Below are 20,661 nucleotides of genomic sequence, written 5' to 3' on the forward strand. Positions count from 1 at the left end.
GAGACCGGGTCACGAGATCTGTTGCGTATCCTCGTCACACGCACATTGGGTGTCCGGTGCCACACTGACTGTGCTCGACTTTTTGGTGTACTTTAAGCTCTCAAGCTGAACCAAGCCTCGTATTGAGACAGGAAGATTTGACCATTTAGAACCTCAGGGAAATGCGTGCGGTTCAATCTGTCCATGACGGGTCCCTTGACTTCGGACAAGTGTAGACCGACCCCCATGTCGGTCAGCCGATGGTTTATCGCCTCAAGGCTTTCGAGGGCAGAAAAATCGACCTCATTCACTGCAGAAAACATCAGCACCACGTTCCGAACGGCACCACCATCGGTCACGCGGTTCTGAACGAAGGTCTCCAGAAAACGTGCATTTACAAAATACAGGCTTTCATCAACGCGCAGCGTTACAAGCGAAGGCACGGTTTCCACATCATGACGCTGGATGTTCCTGAAATGTTGGGTTCCGGGGACAAGACCGACTTCGGCCACATGCGGGCGGGAGGTTTTGTAAAGGTGCAGCAAAACCGAGATCGCCACTCCGGACGCCACTCCGACTTCAACGCCCAAGCCCAACGTCAGAAGAATAGTTGCGGAAACTGCCGTGAAATCGGCGCAGGAGTAATCCCAAGTCTTTTTCAGGATCGATAGATCCACAAGACTGAGCACGGCAACGATAATCGTCGCCGCCAGTGTGGCTTTGGGCAGGTAGTAGACCAAAGGGGTTAGCGCAACCGCAGCGATGGCAAGGCCGATGGCGGTAAAGGCCCCCGCAGCCGGGGTTTCAGCCCCTGCATCGAAGTTGACCACCGAACGCGCAAAGCCACCCGTAACCGGATACCCTCCGGTGAACGCGGCCCCGAGGTTGGCTGCACCCAAACCGATCAGTTCCTGATCCGGGTCAATACGTTGACGCTTTTTCGCCGCCAGCGTCTGTGCGACTGAGACACTTTCGACAAAGCCGATGATAGAGATGAGGATCGCTGGAATCACAAGCGCTTCGATCAGATCTGATGAAAAGCTGGGCAATGTCAGCGGAGGTAAGCTTTGCGGCACAGCCCCCACAATCTGCACACCCTGCGCGTTCAGATCAAAGCCCCAAACGGCAACCGTTGTAGCAACTACGGCAGCCACGGGCCCGGCTTTAGTCAGAACGTCGGCCAGAACTGGCCCGGCTCCAAGGCGCTGCAGAGATGACTTAAGATGCCTGCGTACCCAGAACAGAAAACCGGTCGTAATCACGCCAATTGCCAATGTAATCCAATTGATCTGGGGCAGATGCGCAAATATTGACCCGACCATTTCAGGCAGCGTGTGCCCATGTGCGTTGACACCCAGTATGTGTTTCACCTGACTGGTCGCGATCAATACCCCCGAGGCCGTGATGAATCCGGCAATCACCGGATGGCTGAGGAAGTTGGCTAGAAAACCCAGACGCAGAACACCCATCAACACAAGAAAAGCGCCGGACAAGAAGGCCAGTGTCAGGGCTGCGACTGCATAGCCTGCCGTGCCCTGTTCAGCGACCTGCCCAATGGCCGTGGCCGTCAACAGCGACACCACCGCCACCGGCCCGACGGCCAGCGCGCGGCTAGTGCCAAAGATGGAGTAAAGCACAATTGGCAGAATGGACGCATAGATGCCGGCTTCGGGAGGCAGCCCCGCCAACAGAGCATAGGCCAGCGATTGCGGAATCAACATGATCGTCACGATCAGCGCCGCGATCAGATCGTTTGAAAACGCGCCGCGCGTATAGCTGCGCGCCCAGCCCAGAACAGGGACATATCGGCGAAGTCGATCTTTCATCTTGCTCTTTCAATCTGGATGGCGGGCGACGCCCACGGCGCCGCCCGCGCGTCGCTACGCATTGAAACGGGGGAAATTACGCAGACAGACCCATCGATTATTCCGTTGCAACATTCAGCTTTTCCGGCCGCGCCATCCATTCCTTGCCGCGCAGCATTGCCTTCCAATAGATCGGCGGCAGCAGGCTTTCTTTCAGAAACCACGCCATGCGAGTGGGCTTTGTCCCGTCGATCAAGAAACGCGGAAAGCTGGGTTTCAAAGCACCACCATAGCCGAACTCGGCCAACACGATCTTTCCACGTTCCACCGTCAGCGGGCATGACCCATAGCCATCGTATTGCGCCACTGCCGAGCGACCCGCGATGTCAGCGACGATATTGCCTGCAACCGTCGGCGCCTGTTTTCGCGCCGCTGCAGCGGTCTTGGCATTCGGAGCGTTCATCACATCACCCAGCGACCAGATGTTGTCATAGCTCTTGTGGCGCAGTGTAGCCTGATCGACATCGACCCAGCCCGCCGCATCCGCCAGTAGTGAGACCCGCACAAAATCAGGTGCGGTCTGTGGCGGGCAGACATGGATCATGTCGAATTCGACCTCGATCGTGCTTGCGTCGCTGTCCGGTCTGGCCACCTCGAACACCGCCTTTTTGGCCGGTCCGTCGATCGCCATCAGATTGTGGAAGAAGTTGAGCGTGGCGTCGTATTTCTCCACGTATTGCTCTAGCGCCGGAACATAGTCCTTGACCCCGAACAGCACCCCGCCCGCGTTCATGAACTGGATGTCAATATCCCCAAGTACACCGCGACGAAACCAGGCGTCGCCTGATAGATACATCGCTTTCTGCGGCGCTCCCGCGCATTTGATCGGCATCGGCGGTTGGGTGAAAATGGCACGGCCCTGTTTCATGTCCTGCACCAGCTGCCAGGTATAGGGCGCAAGATCATAACGATAGTTCGAGGTCACGCCATTGCGCCCCAGTGTGTCCTCAAGACCTTCCACCTTGCCCCAATCCAGCTTCAGACCCGGACAAACTACGAGCCGGTCGTATTTCACCACCCGGCAACCATCGAGCACAACCGCGTTGTTCTGCGGTTCAAACGCGGCGACCGCAGCTTTGATCCAGTGGACGCCTTTTGGAATCAGACTGCCCATGGTTTTCGCCGTTGTCTGCGCATCAAAGATACCACCGCCAACCATGGTCCAGCCGGGTTGATAGTAGTGGATGTCCGCCGGATCGATGACCGCAATGTCCAGATCAGGCTGCCGCGCTTTCAGGCTGGCCGCGACCGAGATGCCACCGGCACCTGCACCCACAATCACAACCTGAAAATGGGCATCACCGGTATCGGTCGGCGTTTTGCCCCCATTGGCAATTCGACGGGCAACACCGTTCATGTCATACCCCGCCGCCTTGGCAGCCATCAGGATTTCCGAGATCGGACGCTTTTTGGCCTCATGAAACGACCACAAGGTGGCCGAGCGTGTCCCGGTCCGGCAATAGGCCAGAACCGGTCGCTGCAGGTCTTCGAGCGCATCGCCAAATGACTGAACGTCCTGATCCTTGACCATGCCCGATTGCACAGGAACATAACGCATCTCGATACCCGCGGCTTCGGCGGCGGCGGCAACCTCTTTGAAGGACGGCTGATCAACTCCTTCACCATCGGGACGGTTACAGATGATCGCGCGAAAGCCCTTCGCCGCGATTGTCTTGACGTCGTCAACGGTGATCTGCGGGCTGACCGCAAACTTGGGCGATATGGTTCGGAATTCCATGTCTTTCCTCCCTCTGGCCGCTTAGAGCGTGTTGACCGGAACCTTGAGCATCGGATTGCCGTCCGAGTCCCTTGGAACTTCCCCGGCCCGCATGTTGACCTGCAGAGAAGGGATAATCAGGTTCGGCATCGCCAGCGTGGCGTCACGTTCGGTACGGAACCTGACGAACTCTTCTTTCGTCTTGCCGCCCCCGACATGGATATTGTGGGCTTTTTCTTCAGCCACGCTGGTTTCCCATGCAAGGTCGCGCCCGTTCGGACCATAGTCGTGGCACATGAACAAACGGGTTTCATCAGGCAGGGCCAGCACCTTTTGGATTGAGTCGTAAAGGACCCCTGCATTGCCCCCCGGAAAATCGGCGCGTGCTGAGCCGCCATCGGGCATGAACAGCGTGTCACCGACAAAAGCGGCGTTGCCCATCACATGCACCATGCATGCCGGGGTATGACCGGGAGTATACATGGCAAAAGCCTGCATCGTCCCGATTGTGTACGTATCGCCATCCTCGAACAGGGCGTCGAATTGCGAGCCGTCGCGTTGAAACTCCGTGCCTTCGTTGAAGACCTTGCCGAACGTGTCCTGCACAACCGTGATATTGGATCCCACACCGATCTTGCCGCCCAGCTTCTGCTGGATATAGGGCGCGGCGGACAGGTGGTCGGCATGCACATGGGTCTCGATGATCCATTCCAGTTGCAGGCCTTTTTCAGTGACCACGCGGATCAGCTCATCCGCGTGGTCAAAAGTGATGCGCCCTGCGGCATAGTCGATGTCCATGACGCTGTCGACGATGGCACAGGCGTTGGAATTCGGATCTTTCACGATATAGCTGATCGTATTCGTCGCCGGATCAAAGAACGCAAAGACGTCAGGTTTTACGGTCATGTTGACGGGATAGGTGGTCATAACTTCTCTCCTCCGAAGGGTCGTCAATTGTTGATTTGCAGATCGGGCGTCAGCGCAGATTGCAGGAACTTGGCAACCGCGATGCCAACAATGAGAGCACCGACAAAGGTAAAGACCTCCCACCGGCCAGTCCCGAGCGCGGGCAGCGCGCCACCGGGGCAGAACCCTGCAATGCCCCAGCCGATGCCGAACAAAGCGGAGCCGCCGAGGAGCTTCGCATCGATCCCAGTGGCCGATGGCAGGTGGAACGCGGGATCAAGCATCGGTGCAGCCCGACCAAACACCAGCTTGTAGCCAATGAACGTCGTCACCAAGGCGCCCCCCATCACGAAGATCAGAGAGGGATCCCAGGCACCAAAAACATCAAAGAAATTTAGAACCTTAGCCGGGTTTGCCATGCCCGAAAGCGAGATGCCGACGCCGAAGATCAGACCCGTCACATAGATTGCGATCAGCTTCATGGCTTATCCTCCAATCACGTGGCGGATGATGAAAACCGTGACAAAGGTGAACAGCATGAACGTCCCCGTCGCGGCAATCGAGCGGAGGCTCAGCCGCGCCATGCCGCACACTCCGTGACCCGAGGTACAACCTGCACCGAAGGTCACGCCCAGCCCGACAATGATCCCTCCCAGAACCAGTGCTGTGGAGGATTCTGGAACCTGGACTGTCGGCATCTGGCCCGACGTCAGCCAGACCACCATCGGGCCGGTCACCATCCCTGCCAGCAATACAGCCCGCCATGCGAAGTCATCGCCTGAAGCGGGCCTCAGCAGCCCGGCGAGAATGCCTGTCGCACCCATCACGCGACCTATCAACAACATCAGCAGAACCGATGCCACGCCAATCAGAACGCCACCTGTCAGCGACATCCACGGGGTAAACATGGTTTCGATCATCAGCAGTCCCGACAGGTCTTGAGGCCAATTATGCTGTAGACCGGGCAGTTGCCCACAAATGCAGTAAGGGTGAAAATCGCGGCGACAATCAGTGCCAGCCAGAACAAAATACCTGCGCCCAACAGGTTTGTAGCCAAAGCTAAGTATGCCAGAGCTGCTGCGATCAGGATCCGCGCCGCCCGGTCGAATTTTCCCATATTGGTGGTCATGTCTCACTCCATCGAGAATCGATGGATGAACATTTGCACAGACCCTCTCAGAGCTTTGGTGACTTGGTCACCAACGGGAAACATGCTGTCCTTTGCAGGCGGGTCAATCTCCGGCATGCTTATCAGCGCGTTCCCAGAGTCCCGGTCAAAGGCTCATTCCGATGCCAGGCTTGCGAAGACCCACAGGAGCTCACGCATCAGATGCTGGGGCTGCGATAATGCGGCCCGGAGTAATCGCCGCAACGGAGGGCAGCGGCTGGCATCGCCGTTTGCGTGCTCAAGATCAACTTTGAAAAAGCATACCAATTTCTTTGGTAAAACGTCATTCAGCGCTATGCGCCTGAGGATTTCACCAGATGTTCCAGCCCTTCTCTTTCGATAAGCCTGACCTCACCTCTTGATTGCTCGACCCAACCACGCCGCTGAAACTCTGAAAGGGTGCGCGAAATAACCTCTCGGGCGGTTCCAAGTTCGGTTCCCAGCACTGCGTGTGTGGCGTGAACAGCATTCCTGTGGTCCGCAAGCTCAAGCAGGCGGGATGCCAGCCGTACATCCATCCGTTTAAATACGATATCGTCGATCAGCGTGAAAAGATCCGTGATCCGACGCGAATAAGCCGTGAACACAAACTCTCGGAACACCGGTGATTTTGCGACAAGATCGTCGAATGTCCTACGCGGGATTGCGACAGCTTTGACATCGGTCTCTGACATGCCCTCGGCAGCATAGTCTTCAAACGCCAGCATACACGCCGTCGTCAGCACGCAGCTTTCACCTGCATGAACTCGGTAAAGAAATACCTCTCTACCAGACTCGGATTTCTGTTGCACTTTGACAGTGCCATCAAGCAGCAACCAGAGGTTATCCGCAGTTTGCCCCGGAGCAAATATCTGAGTGCCCGCAGGTACCGAGATGATTTCACTACCCTCTTCAAGTTCGGCCCGGATATCAGCAGGCAGGCGACTGAGGCCCTTGAACTTGGTAATCCACGTGTCTTCCATATCCCTTTTCCTGTGTCTTTGTTTACGGAAGGCAAAACGCTCCGGTCGGAAAATCATTTCCTTTATGCCAAAATCTTCAGACATCCTTGCGTTTGCAGCATCGGCAGTTGCAGACGGAGGAACAACAACCGCCTCACCAGGCTGCCAATTCTCCGGGATCTCAATCTTTGTGGGCCTCGGACGTTTGAAGCGCCTTCACCAGACGAAGAAGCACATCGACCGAACGACCGTTGGTCATCGGATAGTGGAGCATTGCCCTCAGGACCCCATCGGGGTCAAGGACGAAAGTCGCCCCTACCGCTATGTATCAGAGGCGCCGGGCTAGATCAGCCTAAAGCCTGTGCAACTTTCATGTCTAGGCTCAGGACCCATAGCTAGAAAATGACAAGGGCACGAGAGCTGATGGCGGATAGGGCCCCTGTCGTATCGAGTTCCAACACGCCTCCGATCTTTTAGCTTGCCGAACATGATCTCAATCCGGTTGTGCCATTTGCACCTACGCTTGTCGCGCATCTCCGGCGTTTTACGCTGTCTGCGACGAGGGATCACGCGCATATCCTATTGTCGTCCAACGCTTCTCTAAGCCAATCCGCATCATAGCCGCGATCTCCGAATAACCGTTCGACTTACGGCAGGCTGTTCAACAACGCCTATGCACCGATGTGATCGCTGATCTGTTCCGCAATCACGAACAGGTTGAGGGGACTTCTCGGGCTATCGCAGATGGCATGCAGCTTGGTATTCATGCCCCTTTTTGGCTCTGTTAATCAGGGGTCCACGCGGTCCCCGTTCGTCGGGAAATTGATCCCCCTGATCGGTTCATGATCCTCCATAATTGACGCTCAAACTGGGCTCAGCGCGGTGGGTTTTCAGATAGGTGGCGTCGATCATCGCGGCCTTCATCTCGTTGGAATCGGCAGATAGCCCCGCCATCATCTGAGCGGAGAAATCTTTATCACTCCAACGGCTCCAGCAGTTTTGTAGAAGCTTATGCAGATCGTATTCTTTGGGCGCACCCCACCAACACAAGCCATTGCGGTTGAAGAAGAAAATCCCGCTCAGAAATCTATGACCATCAACACTTGGTTTGCCGTGGCAACTTGGGGAAATAGGGCTCACGGCACGACATCTGCGCGTCGCCAAGCCAAAACAAGTTGCTCAACTCGCCTCCTGAAGTTCAGTAGCTTGAATTAGCCCGGAACAGAGACTGTAGCCATTTCAATGGGCACTAATCCTACGGGCCGATCATAAACGAGAGTGACTAACTTCACAGCACTGCAAAATGGTCTTTGTTAAACAAGCATGGACAGATTGAGCTTACTCCACGTAAAGTTATTATTGTATTATTATGGTTGAATTTAAAGGGGGAAACCCGTGATGGTCCGAGTATCACTATCGTTCATGATGTGCGGCACGTTAATTTTGGCAGGCTGCGATGGCCTTCCGATCGATAGCAGCCAGACAGAGCCGACTGTTGAGCCGCAACCGGCTGCAGCTGCTGCTCCGGCGGTTGCAACACCCGCAGCGCAATCACCTGCGTCCGCCCCTGTACAGACACCTTCACCCAGTTCTTCGCCCACTGGTGAGGATCGCGATGGCGGCGACGGAGGCGGTGGTGGCGGCGGCGGCGATGGTGGTGGCGCTGGAGGCGGCGGCGGAGGAAGCTGGGGCTGATACGGAGGAGCCACGCATGTTCTGGCGCGAAGTTGCAGGCCGAATACTGGGTGTAATGCTTCCTCTATGCCTGCTCGGCAACGCGACGCTGGCACAAACGCCGGGCGCACCGCGCATTGCGATCGTGATCGGCAATCAGGATTACACCCATGTCGGTGACCTCAGCAATGCACGCAAGGATGCTCAGGACATCGCGGCATTACTGCGCGAGTTCAACTTTAAGGTCTATGACGGGTATGATCTTGAAAAGCGTGAATTCGAAGAACTACTCCGTACCGCCGTCCTCAACATCCCGGATTCTGCCAATGTTCTGTTTTATTATGCCGGGCACGGAATCCAGATCGGGCGCAGGAATTACCTGCTGCCCGTGGATGCCAGGTTCGAAAGCATCTATGACGTTCCTCTTGCGACGATGACACTGGACCGGGTTATCGATACGCTATCCGCCCGTAGTTCCGCACATGTGGCCATCCTTGATTCCTGCCGGGACAATCCTTTCAGCGACATCCGACTGGCGGCCGATCTGGACGCCAACCTGTTCGAAACACGCACCGGCTTTGATGTATTCCGAACGCCGCTGAACTCACTCGTGGCCTATTCGACCTCACCCGGGGCGGTGGCAAGCGATGGAGCCTCGGGCCAGAACAGCCCCTATACAGCAGCCGTTCTGGAGACCGCGCGCGCCGCGCCGTTTGAAAACATTCAGGCTCTGTTTCCGGTCATTCGAGAACGTGTGCACAGTTCGACCAACGGGCAACAGATTCCATGGGAAAGCTCAACGCTGGTTAAACCTTTCTACCTGACGCAATCGCAATCCGAGGCGGTGTCGGAAACACCTCAGGCAGCAATATCTCGGTCGTTGGATCTGACCCAGCAATTCAACAAGAACGTGCCGCTGTCCCAGCTTCTGGAGCAGGCACTGGGCACCGATATTGACGAAGTTCAGTTGGTCGAGCGACCCGAACAGGGTGTTATTGCCATTGGCTCAGGACAGGATAATGGCGCAATCTCCTACGCTCCGGAAATTTCCGACATCCGCGCGGTGGATTTCGTCACACCCGACATCTCGGATACATTCTCGGTCGAGATAGTGACCTCGGGCCAGCAGCGCCAGCGGGTTGATGTATCGCTGAAACTGAACATGAACGCCTGTGATCTTGAGGCGGGCGATGCATTGGATCTGAACGGCGTGGGCGTGTTTCGTCTGCCCAATGAAATCAGAATTTCCGATGGGCTGAAGGCCTGTCAGACAGCTGCTGCGACCGACCCCGACAATGCGCGGTTTCGTTATCAACTTGGTCGCGTTCAGCAAGCCGCCGGTCAACTAAGCGAGGCTTATGCCAACATCTTGGCCGCTGCACAGGCCGGTCATATCCGCGCGAAATATGCCCTTGCAGTTTTGCTGGACTCTGAACGGATAGACCGTGCGGTTACCCGCATCCCCCGTGATCCGCAGATGGCGCTGGAGTTGTTGGAACAGGGTACTGCCGAACAAGATCCTTATGCGATGCATACGCTGGGCAAGAAGTTGCTGCGCGAAGGTACAACGCAAGCGGCCAAACAACGCGGCTTTGAATTGCTCGAACGTTCAGTCGAGCTGGGTCATACCTATTCGATGAACGAACTGGGGCTGTATTTCCTGCGTGAAAACTCCGACCATTATATCCCTGAACGCGGTATGCGTTATTTACGGGCGTCCGAATTGCGTAAGGACATTTACGGGTACGACAACCTCGCTTACGTGGCCCTGAACGGGCTGGGCGGCAATCCGGTGGATCACGACAAGGCGCTGGAGTATTTTCTGGCCGCCACCGAGGGAGGTCACCCAACAGCACCTGCCAGCGTGGCCCGCATGATCTTACGAGGTCAGCTTCCCGGTCGGACTAAAACAGAAGCGCTGGGCTGGTATGACATGTCGCTGGCACGTGGCGATGCATGGGGCGGGGCAAACGGCGCTTATATCATTCTAGACGGGCAGGTCCCGGGTAAGGGGCCAGCGGACGCGGCCTTGCGTGCGGCCAAGGCTTCACTTCTGGCAGATACCGACGCCGCAGGACAGGCCAGCGATCAATTGGGGACTCTATCACGTACTGCGCTGGATCGGGGTTTGCAGTTGGCCTTGAATGAACTGGGGCAAAACGTGGCGGTCGATGGCCAGGTCGGACCGGCCACCAAAAAGGCCCTGGAAAACGTCGCAGTAGCACAGGGTGTTCCACTGTCCGCAGCAACATTGAATGATCCCAAAGAACGTCTGCTTTTGGCAGCGCGGGTGTATTGGGCCATCAACCCAGTGCGGTTCGATCTGTTCTAACCAGCCTCAGGGTCGGGCATCAATGATCCGGCTGGCAACGCCGATGATTTCCCCCTCTCGGCCTTCTAAGGCTCCGGCCAAAGCCTCAGCCACCGATGTCACGCTTTCATCGCGGGGGCGGCGGAGATCGAACAAGTCCGAGCGGCTCAGAATTGCGATCACTTCTGTTTTTCCATAGTCGCCTTCATTGATCCGGATCGCCAGGCGCGTATTGTCTTGCTTGAACTCTTCAATCGAATGGAGAACCCGCACCTGTCGTACCCCGTTCTGGATCTCTCCCAGAGAAGCCAGGTTATGTGCGGTCCGGTTCACATTCGGCAACACATGGAACACGGTTCCAGTATTGTCGACCACCATGACCCACAGCGACCCGTCCGAAATCGTTTCAGGCACATGCACTTCGACCATCGGGTTTTCGCCTGTCCGAAATACACCGCTGAGCGAGGGCGCGCCAGTGGCCCCATCTCCCAGCCAAATTGACAGGTTCGCGGAAGGCACATCCGGAAGCACTGCGCGAATAGCACAAAGCTGATCATTCAGGATCGTGGTGTCAAAACGCAGGTTTCTGTCACCCACTACTGGGCCCAGCGCACGCTGGATCGTATCCTGATCAGATCCGTTGGCCAGATCACCGGTGATGGTGATCGTGTCAAACAACGCATATGTGCCGTCAGCAGTGGCTGAGGCGCTAAGCGGCCCGCAATTTCCCAGTCGCGACAGTGACGATTGCAATGCAGCGCGTGACAGAACGCGGGGACCTGCGACAATATCCCGTTCGACCTCAATGCCCGAGGCGCTGACGAACTGAGCCAGTTGAGCCTCAAGAGCACCCCGCGCCGAACCACTGGACGCGATACCACTCAGATTGGCGTGCGCGTCCGTCACCGACAGCTCCCAGCTTTCCAGATTGGCGGCAAGGCCCATCAATTGGTTCATCAACGTGGGCCACTCAGGGCTGGGCACTCCATCAGCCAGAGTGACGGCCTCTTGCGATGCTGACTGTCCGGTTGCGCGCTCGAATCCGGTTCGGATGACATCGGCCCCCGGCTGATCCGGCGCATGACTGGCCAAAACCATACTGCCGTCAACCAGAGTGGTTACAGTCAGCTCATAGGGGCTGGCGACTGGCAGTGGTGGTTTGAACAGGTCGTCAAAAACTCCACCTGCCCACAGCCCTCCGAGCACGGCAACCAAAGCAACAGGCAAACCAATAAACATGTTTCCACCGGTTCTTCCGCGACCCTTTGTGCCACGTTCAGAAGAAGCACTGGCCGGCTTCAATTTCCCACCAACCCATTCCAACGCTTCAGCCGCATCGCTGGGACGATCGTCAGGCGCGGGAGCAGACAACCAGTCAATCAGGTGCCGCAGGTTTTCACCAAGCCCGGATGTGTCCAATGGTTGTTGTTTGCGCCGGATGACCTCGCCCGGCGTGGCACCAAGAAACGGGATTTCCCCCCGCGCTGTAGCCAGAAGCGATGCCCCCAACGCATACAGATCCGTCCGACGCTCGGCCTGGCCTTCCAGTTGTTCGGGTGCGGCATATTCATATTTTCCTGCAAAATCGTTCCCAACGATTGTACGAGCACCTGTCGTTGTATCCTTGGCGATACCAAAGTCGATAATCGTCGCCCGCTCGGGGTCACCATCGCGCAGGATGATATTGTCCGGGCTCAGATCGCGATGCACGATCCCGTTGCGGTGCACCTGAACCAACCCTTCAAGCACGCGGTGCGCGACAATCAAAAGCTCCCGATCTTCGATCCGGCGCTTCACCATCAGGTCGTTCAGCGAGGTTCCGTCAACAAACTCCATCACCAGAAACACGTGGTTCTGATCTGACATCGAGCACTCGGAATAGCGCACCACTGCATCGTGCACGATAGTACGTATCTCTTCTTCGCGCTTCATTAGTTCGACATAGTCAGCATTGCCGGAGAACTGCGAATTAAGCGCCTTGATCGCCACCTTCCGGTCCACGACCCGGTTGCGGGCCAGGTAAACCTCGCCCGTACCACCCCGGCCGAGCACACCCAGAATTTCATAAGTGTTGTTCAGAACCTGGCCGGTCTGAAAAATATCACCTGGCATCGGATCAATCATCAACGCGCCCCGCTGGAATTAGCCCATTGTCAAAACTATCGATTCAATTCCGGAACTAGCTTATACTTTATGTACTATACCGGTTTGCTTTTTCAGAGAATTTAAATTTTTTCGCAATTGAGGGACAGTGTATGGCACCACGGGGGTCGCAGGAAACAGTGAAACGCAAAGAGCTTGTGGGCAAACTTAATCCGATTTGTTTCGCAGCTTTTTCAGGTGCCGCACAAGCCGCGAAAAGACGCGGTAATCCTTATGTCGAGCTTGTGCATTTCATAACCGAACTGGCAGATTCCGAGCGTTCAGATATGGACATCCTGCTGGATGCTGCGGGTGTTGATCGCCACAAACTGACCGGTGACATGCTGCGTGCAACCGATGCCCTGCCCCATGGTGCCGGATCAGTCGAAGAATTCTCGGATCATATTTTCCGGGCCATTCAAGAAGCATGGAACTTTGGATCGCTTGACTTTGGCGATGACACCGTTCGTTCAGCCTATATTTTGCTGGCCGCCCTGCAGGTTCCCGTGCTGGAGGGGTTGTTGTTCAAGATCAGTCTTGAGTTCGACAAGCTCGACCCGGCGGCGATGGCAGCGCAACTTGACGACCTTCTGGCGGCTTCGCTGGAACGCATTGAACCCGACGGTGCCGCAGAAGCCCCCCGTAAACCGGCGCGCGGTGGCGAGTCGTCGCTTGAAAAATATGCCACCAACCTGACACAGCGCGCCCGGGACGGGGCGATGGATCCGGTTGTCGGGCGTGACGCCGAGATCCGTCAGATCATCGATATTCTGATGCGTCGCAAGCAGAACAACCCGATCCTGACGGGTGAAGCAGGTGTGGGTAAAACCGCCGTGGTCGAAGGATTTGCCCAACGTCTGGCACGGGGCGATGTTCCGCCTCAGTTGCGCAACGTGGACCTGCATATGCTGGACATCGGGTTGATGCAGGCCGGGGCATCGGTCAAAGGCGAATTCGAAAAGCGCCTGAAAGCCGTGATCGACGAAGTTCAAAGCTCAGACACACCCATCATCCTTTTCATAGACGAAGCTCATACGTTGATCGGCGCAGGGGGTGCGGCTGGAACAGGCGATGCTGCCAATTTGCTGAAACCTGCACTGGCAAGGGGAGAACTGCGGACCGTCGCGGCGACAACATGGGCTGAATACAAACAGCATATCGAACCCGACCCCGCCCTGACCCGGCGCTTTCAGGTCGTCAAAATCGATGAACCGTCCGAAGACAAGGCCATATTGATGTGCCGTGGCGTCACCGGAGTGCTGGAGAAGCACCATCAGGTCGAGGTTCTGGACGAAGCGATAGAAGCTTCGGTCAAACTCTCGCACCGTTATATTCCAAGCCGTCAGTTGCCGGACAAGGCGATCTCATTGCTGGATACCGCCTGCGCCCGGGTCGCCGTGTCGCAACATGCCACACCTGCCGAAGTTGACGATGTCGAACGACGTCTGGCCGCGCTGGAGATCGAAGCTGGAATCATCGACCGGGAGGGCGAGATCGGCATCGACATCGACGAGCGCAAGACCGATGTCGATGCCGCAATCGCAGCGGCCAAAAGCCAGCTGGAGGCCGCCAATGCCCGTTGGGAAGCGGAGCAGGCCTTGGTCAAAGACATCCTCGAGCTGCGCGGCCAGTTGCGCGCCTCTGGCGCAGTTCTGGATGAAACCGGCGCCGAAATTGAGGCTGGTGCGGATGAACAAGATAGTGATCCAACCAAACCTGAAACCGAACCCTTTGATCGCGATGCCGCGCTATCTGAACTGCGCCAGAAAATGACCCAGCTAACCGAGGCGCAGGGTGAGACTCCGCTGATCCTGCCATCAGTTGATAAGCAAGCCGTCGCCGCCATTGTTCAGGACTGGACCGGCATTCCCATGGGGCGGATGCTGTCCAGCCAGAGCGAACGAGCGCTGGCGCTGGCAACGACCATGGCGGAACGGGTTGTTGGACAAAACCATGCGATGGAGATGATCGCGAATCGTATTCAGACCGCCACTGCGGGTCTTGGCGCACCGGAAAAGCCGGTCGGCGTTTTCATGCTGTGCGGCCCTTCGGGCGTCGGCAAGACAGAAACCGCGCTGGCACTGGCTGATCTGATGTATGGCGGCGAAGGAAACCTGATCTCGATCAACATGAGCGAATTTCAGGAGGCGCACACTGTCTCGACGCTGAAAGGGGCACCTCCGGGCTATGTTGGCTATGGCAAAGGCGGCATTCTGACCGAAGCCGTGCGCCGCCGCCCATACTCGGTCATTCTACTGGATGAGGTCGAGAAAGCTCATTCGGACGTGCACGAGATTTTCTTTCAGGTCTTTGACAAAGGCATGATGGATGACAGCGAAGGGCGCCGGATCGATTTCAAGAACACGCTAATCCTGCTGACCTCGAATGTTGGCTCGGAAGAGATCATGGCGATGACGGAAGACGGCAGCAAAACGGCCGATATGGAGGAGTTGACCGCGGCGCTGCGCGCTCCGCTGCTGAATGTCTTTCCCGCCGCTTTGCTGGGGCGAGTGGTGACGATCCCCTATTATCCATTGTCAGATTCAATGATCGAGGCCATCGCCGGGCACAAGCTGCGCGGTATCGCCAGACGGCTGGAAGAAGGATACGGCGCTGAGCTGACTGTTGACGCAAGTGCGATGCAGCTCATCAAAGATCGGTGCACTGAAATTGAAAGCGGCGGCCGGATGATCGATGCGATCCTGACGAATACGCTTTTGCCCGAGCTCAGCCGCCAGATCCTGAACTATTCGCTGGAAGGGGCTGAGCTGACTTCGGTAGTTGTTTCCGGTGGCCCGGACGGGTTCGCCTACAAATTTGCATAGGCCCAGCAGATGCAGGTTTTCAATAAAACTAATTTCGCCTATGGCATCACGATGGGAATGGATGTGGCCGGGCGCGAATACTTGTCGCTGGTGGTCAAGGGCACCTTCGGATTTCCCGACCACCCGGATCAGCCACCGCTGCCAATGCCACAGCAGGCTCCGTTGGTGATGGCCGATGAATACAGTGGCGAACCGGGGTATTCGGCAACCACATGGGAAACCGATTTTGCGTTTCGCAAAGGCAAATGTGACGTCGTCCTGAACGGAGCCGCCTATGCGCCGGGCGGTAAACCCGCCCAAAAGGTTCAAGTCGGTTTGAAAGTTGGCGCCATGGCCAAGACGTTCAACGTCATCGGTCACCGGGAATGGCGTGTGATCGGCCCAGCAATCACGACAACTGACCCTATTCCCTTTTCCCGGGCGGCGTTCAGCTACGATACTGCTTTTGGCGGAGCCTGCATGCTGGACCCGGAAGACAAGCTTCCACCCGTCTATCTGCCCAACCCTATCGGACAGGGATTTGCCAGCGTCAAAAACCAGTCACGCCTGAGCGGGCTTCCCCTTCCAAACACCGAAGAAATCGGAGTGCCCGTTACTTCGCCCTATGAAGATTACAAACCAATGGCGCTGGGGCCAATATCGCGCGTTTCACCCGAACGGCAGCGATTTGCCGGAACTTATGACGATAACTGGAAAGACAATGTCTTTCCGTTTTTGCCCGCAGATTTCGATGAACGCTATTATCAGCAGACCGCGACCGATCAGCAGATCGACTATCCTGCCGGCGGCGCTCAAGTGGTACTCGTCAACTTGACGCCGCGCGGGAAAGAAGCATTTTACCTGCCCGATACCAGATTGCCGCTGACCATCTGGCGCGATTGGGAAAATGCACTGGAACAAACTGCCCTGCCTGACACGCTGCTGATTGACGCCGAGAACAGGGTTTTCTCGCTCACCTGGCGCGTCGAGGTGCCTATTCGCCGGGTGATCACCGAATTTACCGAGTTCTGGATTGGACCGCCTACGCGCGCGCAGGTGCGCGCTAAGCAGAAAGGCAAAGTCTACAGGCCAGCCCATTCCTTACGCATGCCTGAACAGGTTGCGTTATGACCGGCGCCGTCAACATCCTGTCCGCAGGAATGGTCACGGCCGTCGGCTTGAATCGCGCGGCATCTGCGGCGGCCATGCGGGGCGGGCTGGACGGGTTTCAGGAAACCGATTTTCTGGCCGCCGATGGTGAATGGCAATTGGGGGCTCCGGTCCCCCTGCCCCGAAATTGGGTCGGTGAAAAACGTGTCGCGCATCTGGCAGCTGGTGCTGTGGTCGACGCGCTTGAGGGCTTCCGCGCACAGATCGAAAACCTGACCGTCATTCTCTGTCTGGCCGAAGAAACCAGACGCGGCGCGCCCGTGCGCGACCCCGACAGTTTCGCCCGAAAGCTGATCGAATTTTCAGGCCTGTCGCAACAGACCAGTTTCGAAACCGTGGAATATGGCCGGCCCTCGGGCTTTGCCGCACTGGAACGCGCCAGTCGCATACTCCGTCAGAACCCGGATGATCACGTACTGATTGTCGGCGCAGACAGCCTTTTGACAGGTCCCGCCGTCGCCAGTTTCATCCAAGCCGGTCGTCTTCTCGACGGGAACAACGCCAATGGTTTCATTCCTGGCGAGGCAGCCGCCGCGCTGCTATGTACCGGCGGGGCGCCGACACAGCTTGCGATGACAGGTCTCGGCTTGAACCGCGAATTGGCCTATTTGTACAACGATGAAGAACTGCCGCTCCGCGCCGATGGCATGACCAGCGCCTATCGTCAGGCGCTTGAGAACTCGGGCATTACATTCGACCGGATTGATTATCGCATTTCTGATCTGACCGGTGAGGCTTATTTCTTCAAACAAACCGCGTTGTCGATGCAACGGCTTTTGCGTGAACACCGGGAGTTACAGGAACTTTGGACTCCGACCGAATGCATCGGGAACGTGGGCGCCGCAGCGGTTCCGATAATGATCGCATGGGCGCTGGAAGCTTCGATCAAGCGCTACGCGCCAGGTAATCCGGTGCTCATAGAAGCCTCGGGGGATGATGGAACCTGCGGCGCGGCAGTGTTCTTCGCACCCGAGATTTCAGACAAGGCTAGCGCCGCATGACCGTCTTCGCCAATAATCTGGAAGTGTCCTGCAAGAAGCAATCCAACCAAGTGATTGCCGCGTTTCCCGATGTTTGTTTCACGCCGCCGCAAGCCCCGCCAACACCGCCGGGCGTTCCGATCCCCTATCCTTCCTTCGGGATGGACAGTAATACGGACAAAGGCACCGGAACCGTCAAAATCGGTGACGAAACGATCAACTTGAAAAACAACTCACATTTCACAAAAACCACCGGCACTGAGGCCGGAAGTGCGAGTAAAAAGGGCATCGTCAGTTCAAAGAACACCGGCAAGGCCAAATCGCAGGCCTATTCGATGAATGTGAAAGCCGAGGGCAAGAATATATGCCGGTTCTCGGATATCGAGACCAACAATCATGGCTCACCGCCCAACGCGCCACCCTGGCCGAAGATTGGGCAACCTTGGGTGGTTGACCCGACAAATCCCTGCGCCAAAGATATCCAAAAGATGCAGGAAGGCTGCAAAGACTACAAGAATCTTGATGAAGCTTGCAAAGCAGCGGGACTAAGCCTTTCCCCCGGTGTGGACAACACTACCCGGAGTTCGGACGATACAATTTCACATAAAGCCGGCGGCGCGGTCTTCGTTGGTCTAAAGGCGTCAAAAGATCTGGCGTCAGACGAAAACCGCGTAAACAAAGAACGTATGCGTGACTCTGGTGCGGCGCGCAAAAACCCTTGTCTTGCAGCAATGAAATGCAAACTTGTGGCAAAAAAGGACGCCGACAAGGGAGAATGCTGTGGCAAGCAAACAGGCCACCACCTAGTACCCGAATCCAGTTTTTCGGTGGACGGAACCGCACTGCCTGGAGTCAGCTACAATGAGAAGGCAGCACCATGTGTTTGTGCCGAAGGGGCAACACATAACAAGGGAAGCCATGGATTGATGCATAACGACATGTATTGCGAGATCCTTGACAATGCATTGTCACCAAGTGATCCAAAGAACCCATTGAATTGCCATTCGCTTACTTATGGCCAGATGCGTGATAAATCGATTTCATCAATGAAAAAGGTTTTTCCGGAATCTGATTGTAGCCCCGCCTGCATCAAAGCGCAGCTTGACGCATTTCACGAAGAAGCAGGGGTCACAGAGAATACACCGTTGCGCGCAGACAAAAACCCGGGCCGACCGGCAGTCGAAGCAAGGCGTATGATCGACAATATCCAGTCTTATCTCGACAAGGCAATGAAAATGGCCGGCGGTTGAGGAAGCCACATATGCAACCAATTCTTAACGATTTCTCGCTGACTTGTGGAGCTGCCAAGGATGATATCACGCTGGCTTTTTCATGCGTCATTGACGAATTGGCTGGCGATAGGAACGAACCGCACGCAGCCTTGCTGGAAATGCATAACGGTACGGTCAAACCCATCGGAAATCGCGATCACAGCATTGTTTCTGCTTGTTACAGTGAAGGTCACCAATCAGGCCCAGCCTTTTTAGGAGACTGGGGTAAGTTCATTCATTTTGTTAATGGTGAAACAATCGAAGAAGACATCGCTGTCAAACGCGGGCCGTTGCGTAAACTTGCCTGGATCGATGGCAGGTTTTATGCCGCTGGAACATCTATGCAAGTTTTCCGGCGCGACGGCGCCAACAAATGGACCGATATCAGCCCATCCGAAACACTACGCAAAGAATTTGATCAGCAGAACTTCGAATCCATTGATGGTTTTGGTGCTCACGAGCTCTACGCAGCGGGGGAATTTGGTGTGGTCTGGCGTTTTGACGGAACAGATTGGCATCCGGTTCAAAGTCAGACAAACGCTTGTTTCTACGCTGTCTTATGTACGAAGGGTGGGCAGGTTTATACGGCCGGTCAGTACGGGACTGTATTGCGTGGTAGACAGGATAACTTCGAACTTCTTTGCAGCGAACCCGGGATAATCGATATATGGAGCGTAGCGGAATATCACGGAGACATTTATTTGGCCGGGTTCACTGCGTTGTTCATTCTCGATGTTGAAGATGAACTCACGCTTATTCCGGAACCCCTCAAAATTGCTAACAGTTTTTCAGAGCTTGTTGTTGGCGGAGACACATTGTGGTCGCTAGGTATGAAAGACGTTCTGATATTCGACGAGGAATATTGGTTAAAATTTGATCAGGTGACTATGGCCTAACCCGCTAACTTCTCTGCCAAATACGCCCGCACCCCATCCAGATCCAAATCGGCGATCCAGACATCGGCGGCGTTGGGTTGCAGCATCCTCAAAACGAACAGCTCACCTGGTTCAGGATATTCATCGAACCGTTCCTGCGCCACGCGTAACCCTTCCTCACCTGCAACGCGGAGCCCGTCGATATGAGCGTTCAGACGTTCCACGACCCGGTCGATGCGCTCTTCATCCATATCAGGGTTTTCATCGGGATTGAGCAACGCGTAGTCGTAGATATTCCACAGATGCGCCGCCTCTTCTGCGTGTTGTCGCACTATGTTTTCAAGGATCAGGCTTGTCACCAGTCACCTGTTCAGTTGATGTTGACCGAACCGCCGCGGATACGGTTGGACGCCGTTGCATGGTTGACCAGATAGCTGCCCCTTATGGTGATATGACCATCCGCTTCCATGATGATTGATGCCTTGCCGCAGCGCAGTTCAATCCGCTCCTGACCGGTGACGCGCACGCGGTCTCCATCCCGGACAATCTCGGCACCATCGCCCGGCGCAATGATCCGTCCAAGGATCAACGGGCAATCAACCTGCCCTTGTTCGAATTGGAGCGCCACCTCGCATCCGGTGTGATTGTCGTCCAACATCACCAGACTGCGCGCAGCGACCGGGTGATCCAGCGGATTGGCCGGATATGCGACCAAAGGCACGCCGTCCTCGAACCCCTGAAGGACACCGATCATAATTCCATCGATCCGTTCTGTAACACGCATGCAACCCTCCGGCGTAGTTGCTGTTCAGTATCACATGAAGCTGCACCCTTCACCAAAAGCAAATTCGATTTCAT

At 56.1% G+C, this 20,661-nt stretch carries 17 protein-coding genes and 2 pseudogenes; 7 read left to right on the forward strand and 12 right to left on the reverse strand.

What is annotated here, in order from left to right:
- Nucleotides 1–92: 92 nt before the first annotated feature.
- From ACR3EM_RS18595 to ACR3EM_RS18635, 9 genes and pseudogenes are all read right to left on the reverse strand, one after another.
- On the reverse strand, nucleotides 93–1,805 hold the full coding sequence (locus tag ACR3EM_RS18595) for a SulP family inorganic anion transporter (RefSeq protein WP_480472127.1): 1,713 nt from the start codon (nucleotides 1,803–1,805) through the stop codon (nucleotides 93–95).
- A gap of 97 nt (nucleotides 1,806–1,902) precedes the next feature.
- The gene (locus ACR3EM_RS18600; protein ID WP_480472128.1) at nucleotides 1,903–3,582 is read right to left on the reverse strand and encodes a bifunctional protein tyrosine phosphatase family protein/NAD(P)/FAD-dependent oxidoreductase; all 1,680 of its coding nucleotides are present in this window, start codon (nucleotides 3,580–3,582) and stop codon (nucleotides 1,903–1,905) included.
- A gap of 21 nt (nucleotides 3,583–3,603) precedes the next feature.
- Nucleotides 3,604–4,488, reverse strand: coding sequence for an MBL fold metallo-hydrolase (locus tag ACR3EM_RS18605; RefSeq protein ID WP_480472129.1), 885 nt, complete (start codon nucleotides 4,486–4,488; stop codon nucleotides 3,604–3,606).
- 23 nt (nucleotides 4,489–4,511) lie between these two features.
- Nucleotides 4,512–4,949, reverse strand: a complete 438-nt coding sequence (locus ACR3EM_RS18610; RefSeq protein WP_480472130.1) for a DUF6691 family protein — start codon at nucleotides 4,947–4,949, stop codon at nucleotides 4,512–4,514.
- 3 nt (nucleotides 4,950–4,952) lie between these two features.
- Nucleotides 4,953–5,387: a YeeE/YedE family protein gene (locus ACR3EM_RS18615; RefSeq protein WP_480472131.1), complete on the reverse strand. Its 435-nt coding sequence runs from the start codon at nucleotides 5,385–5,387 to the stop codon at nucleotides 4,953–4,955.
- The gene (locus ACR3EM_RS18620) at nucleotides 5,387–5,596 is read right to left on the reverse strand and encodes a YgaP family membrane protein (RefSeq protein ID WP_480472132.1); all 210 of its coding nucleotides are present in this window, start codon (nucleotides 5,594–5,596) and stop codon (nucleotides 5,387–5,389) included. The genes ACR3EM_RS18615 and ACR3EM_RS18620 overlap by 1 nt, the downstream gene beginning before the upstream one ends.
- A 332-nt stretch (nucleotides 5,597–5,928) precedes the next feature.
- The gene (locus tag ACR3EM_RS18625; RefSeq protein ID WP_480472133.1) at nucleotides 5,929–6,597 is read right to left on the reverse strand and encodes a Crp/Fnr family transcriptional regulator; all 669 of its coding nucleotides are present in this window, start codon (nucleotides 6,595–6,597) and stop codon (nucleotides 5,929–5,931) included.
- A gap of 117 nt (nucleotides 6,598–6,714) precedes the next feature.
- Nucleotides 6,715–6,762, reverse strand: a pseudogene (locus ACR3EM_RS18630) (hypothetical protein); the annotation flags it as partial.
- A gap of 156 nt (nucleotides 6,763–6,918) precedes the next feature.
- Nucleotides 6,919–7,759 (reverse strand): annotated as a pseudogene (locus tag ACR3EM_RS18635) (IS5 family transposase).
- A gap of 215 nt (nucleotides 7,760–7,974) precedes the next feature.
- On the opposite strand from ACR3EM_RS18635, the gene ACR3EM_RS18640 reads away from it, so the two are divergent.
- Both ACR3EM_RS18640 and ACR3EM_RS18645 read left to right on the forward strand, forming a co-directional pair.
- The gene (locus tag ACR3EM_RS18640; protein WP_480472134.1) at nucleotides 7,975–8,271 is read left to right on the forward strand and encodes a hypothetical protein; all 297 of its coding nucleotides are present in this window, start codon (nucleotides 7,975–7,977) and stop codon (nucleotides 8,269–8,271) included.
- A complete protein-coding gene (locus ACR3EM_RS18645) occupies nucleotides 8,192–10,582 on the forward strand; it encodes a caspase family protein (protein WP_480472135.1) in 2,391 nt (796 codons plus the stop codon). The genes ACR3EM_RS18640 and ACR3EM_RS18645 overlap by 80 nt, the downstream gene beginning before the upstream one ends.
- Nucleotides 10,583–10,588: 6 nt before the next feature.
- Here the strand turns inward: ACR3EM_RS18645 and ACR3EM_RS18650 are convergent, their stop codons facing one another.
- Entirely contained in the window at nucleotides 10,589–12,685 is a 2,097-nt protein-coding gene (locus ACR3EM_RS18650; protein WP_480472136.1) for a serine/threonine protein kinase, read from the reverse strand.
- Between the two features lie 131 nt (nucleotides 12,686–12,816).
- On the opposite strand from ACR3EM_RS18650, the gene tssH reads away from it, so the two are divergent.
- Genes tssH through ACR3EM_RS18675 form a run of 5 tightly spaced genes read left to right on the forward strand, consistent with a single transcriptional unit; the run spans nucleotide 12,817 to nucleotide 19,824 of the window.
- Nucleotides 12,817–15,528 (forward strand): type VI secretion system ATPase TssH, encoded by a 2,712-nt coding sequence (gene tssH / locus ACR3EM_RS18655; protein ID WP_480472137.1) that lies wholly within the window; start codon nucleotides 12,817–12,819, stop codon nucleotides 15,526–15,528.
- 9 nt (nucleotides 15,529–15,537) lie between these two features.
- Entirely contained in the window at nucleotides 15,538–16,638 is a 1,101-nt protein-coding gene (locus ACR3EM_RS18660; protein WP_480472138.1) for a DUF2169 family type VI secretion system accessory protein, read from the forward strand.
- Nucleotides 16,635–17,678 (forward strand): 3-oxoacyl-ACP synthase, encoded by a 1,044-nt coding sequence (locus tag ACR3EM_RS18665; protein WP_480472139.1) that lies wholly within the window; start codon nucleotides 16,635–16,637, stop codon nucleotides 17,676–17,678. The genes ACR3EM_RS18660 and ACR3EM_RS18665 overlap by 4 nt, the downstream gene beginning before the upstream one ends.
- A complete protein-coding gene (locus ACR3EM_RS18670; protein WP_480472140.1) occupies nucleotides 17,675–18,907 on the forward strand; it encodes a PAAR-like domain-containing protein in 1,233 nt (410 codons plus the stop codon). The genes ACR3EM_RS18665 and ACR3EM_RS18670 overlap by 4 nt, the downstream gene beginning before the upstream one ends.
- An 11-nt stretch (nucleotides 18,908–18,918) precedes the next feature.
- Nucleotides 18,919–19,824 (forward strand): beta propeller repeat protein, encoded by a 906-nt coding sequence (locus tag ACR3EM_RS18675; RefSeq protein WP_480472141.1) that lies wholly within the window; start codon nucleotides 18,919–18,921, stop codon nucleotides 19,822–19,824.
- Here ACR3EM_RS18675 and ACR3EM_RS18680 read toward each other — a convergent pair.
- Nucleotides 19,821–20,135 (reverse strand): hypothetical protein, encoded by a 315-nt coding sequence (locus ACR3EM_RS18680; protein WP_480472142.1) that lies wholly within the window; start codon nucleotides 20,133–20,135, stop codon nucleotides 19,821–19,823. The two genes, ACR3EM_RS18675 and ACR3EM_RS18680, sit on opposite strands and share 4 nt — an antisense overlap.
- A 38-nt stretch (nucleotides 20,136–20,173) precedes the next feature.
- Nucleotides 20,174–20,587 (reverse strand): DUF6484 domain-containing protein, encoded by a 414-nt coding sequence (locus tag ACR3EM_RS18685; RefSeq protein WP_480472143.1) that lies wholly within the window; start codon nucleotides 20,585–20,587, stop codon nucleotides 20,174–20,176.
- Between the last annotated feature and the right edge of the window lie 74 nt (nucleotides 20,588–20,661).

It is taken from the genome of Ruegeria sp. AH3, from assembly GCF_056536265.1.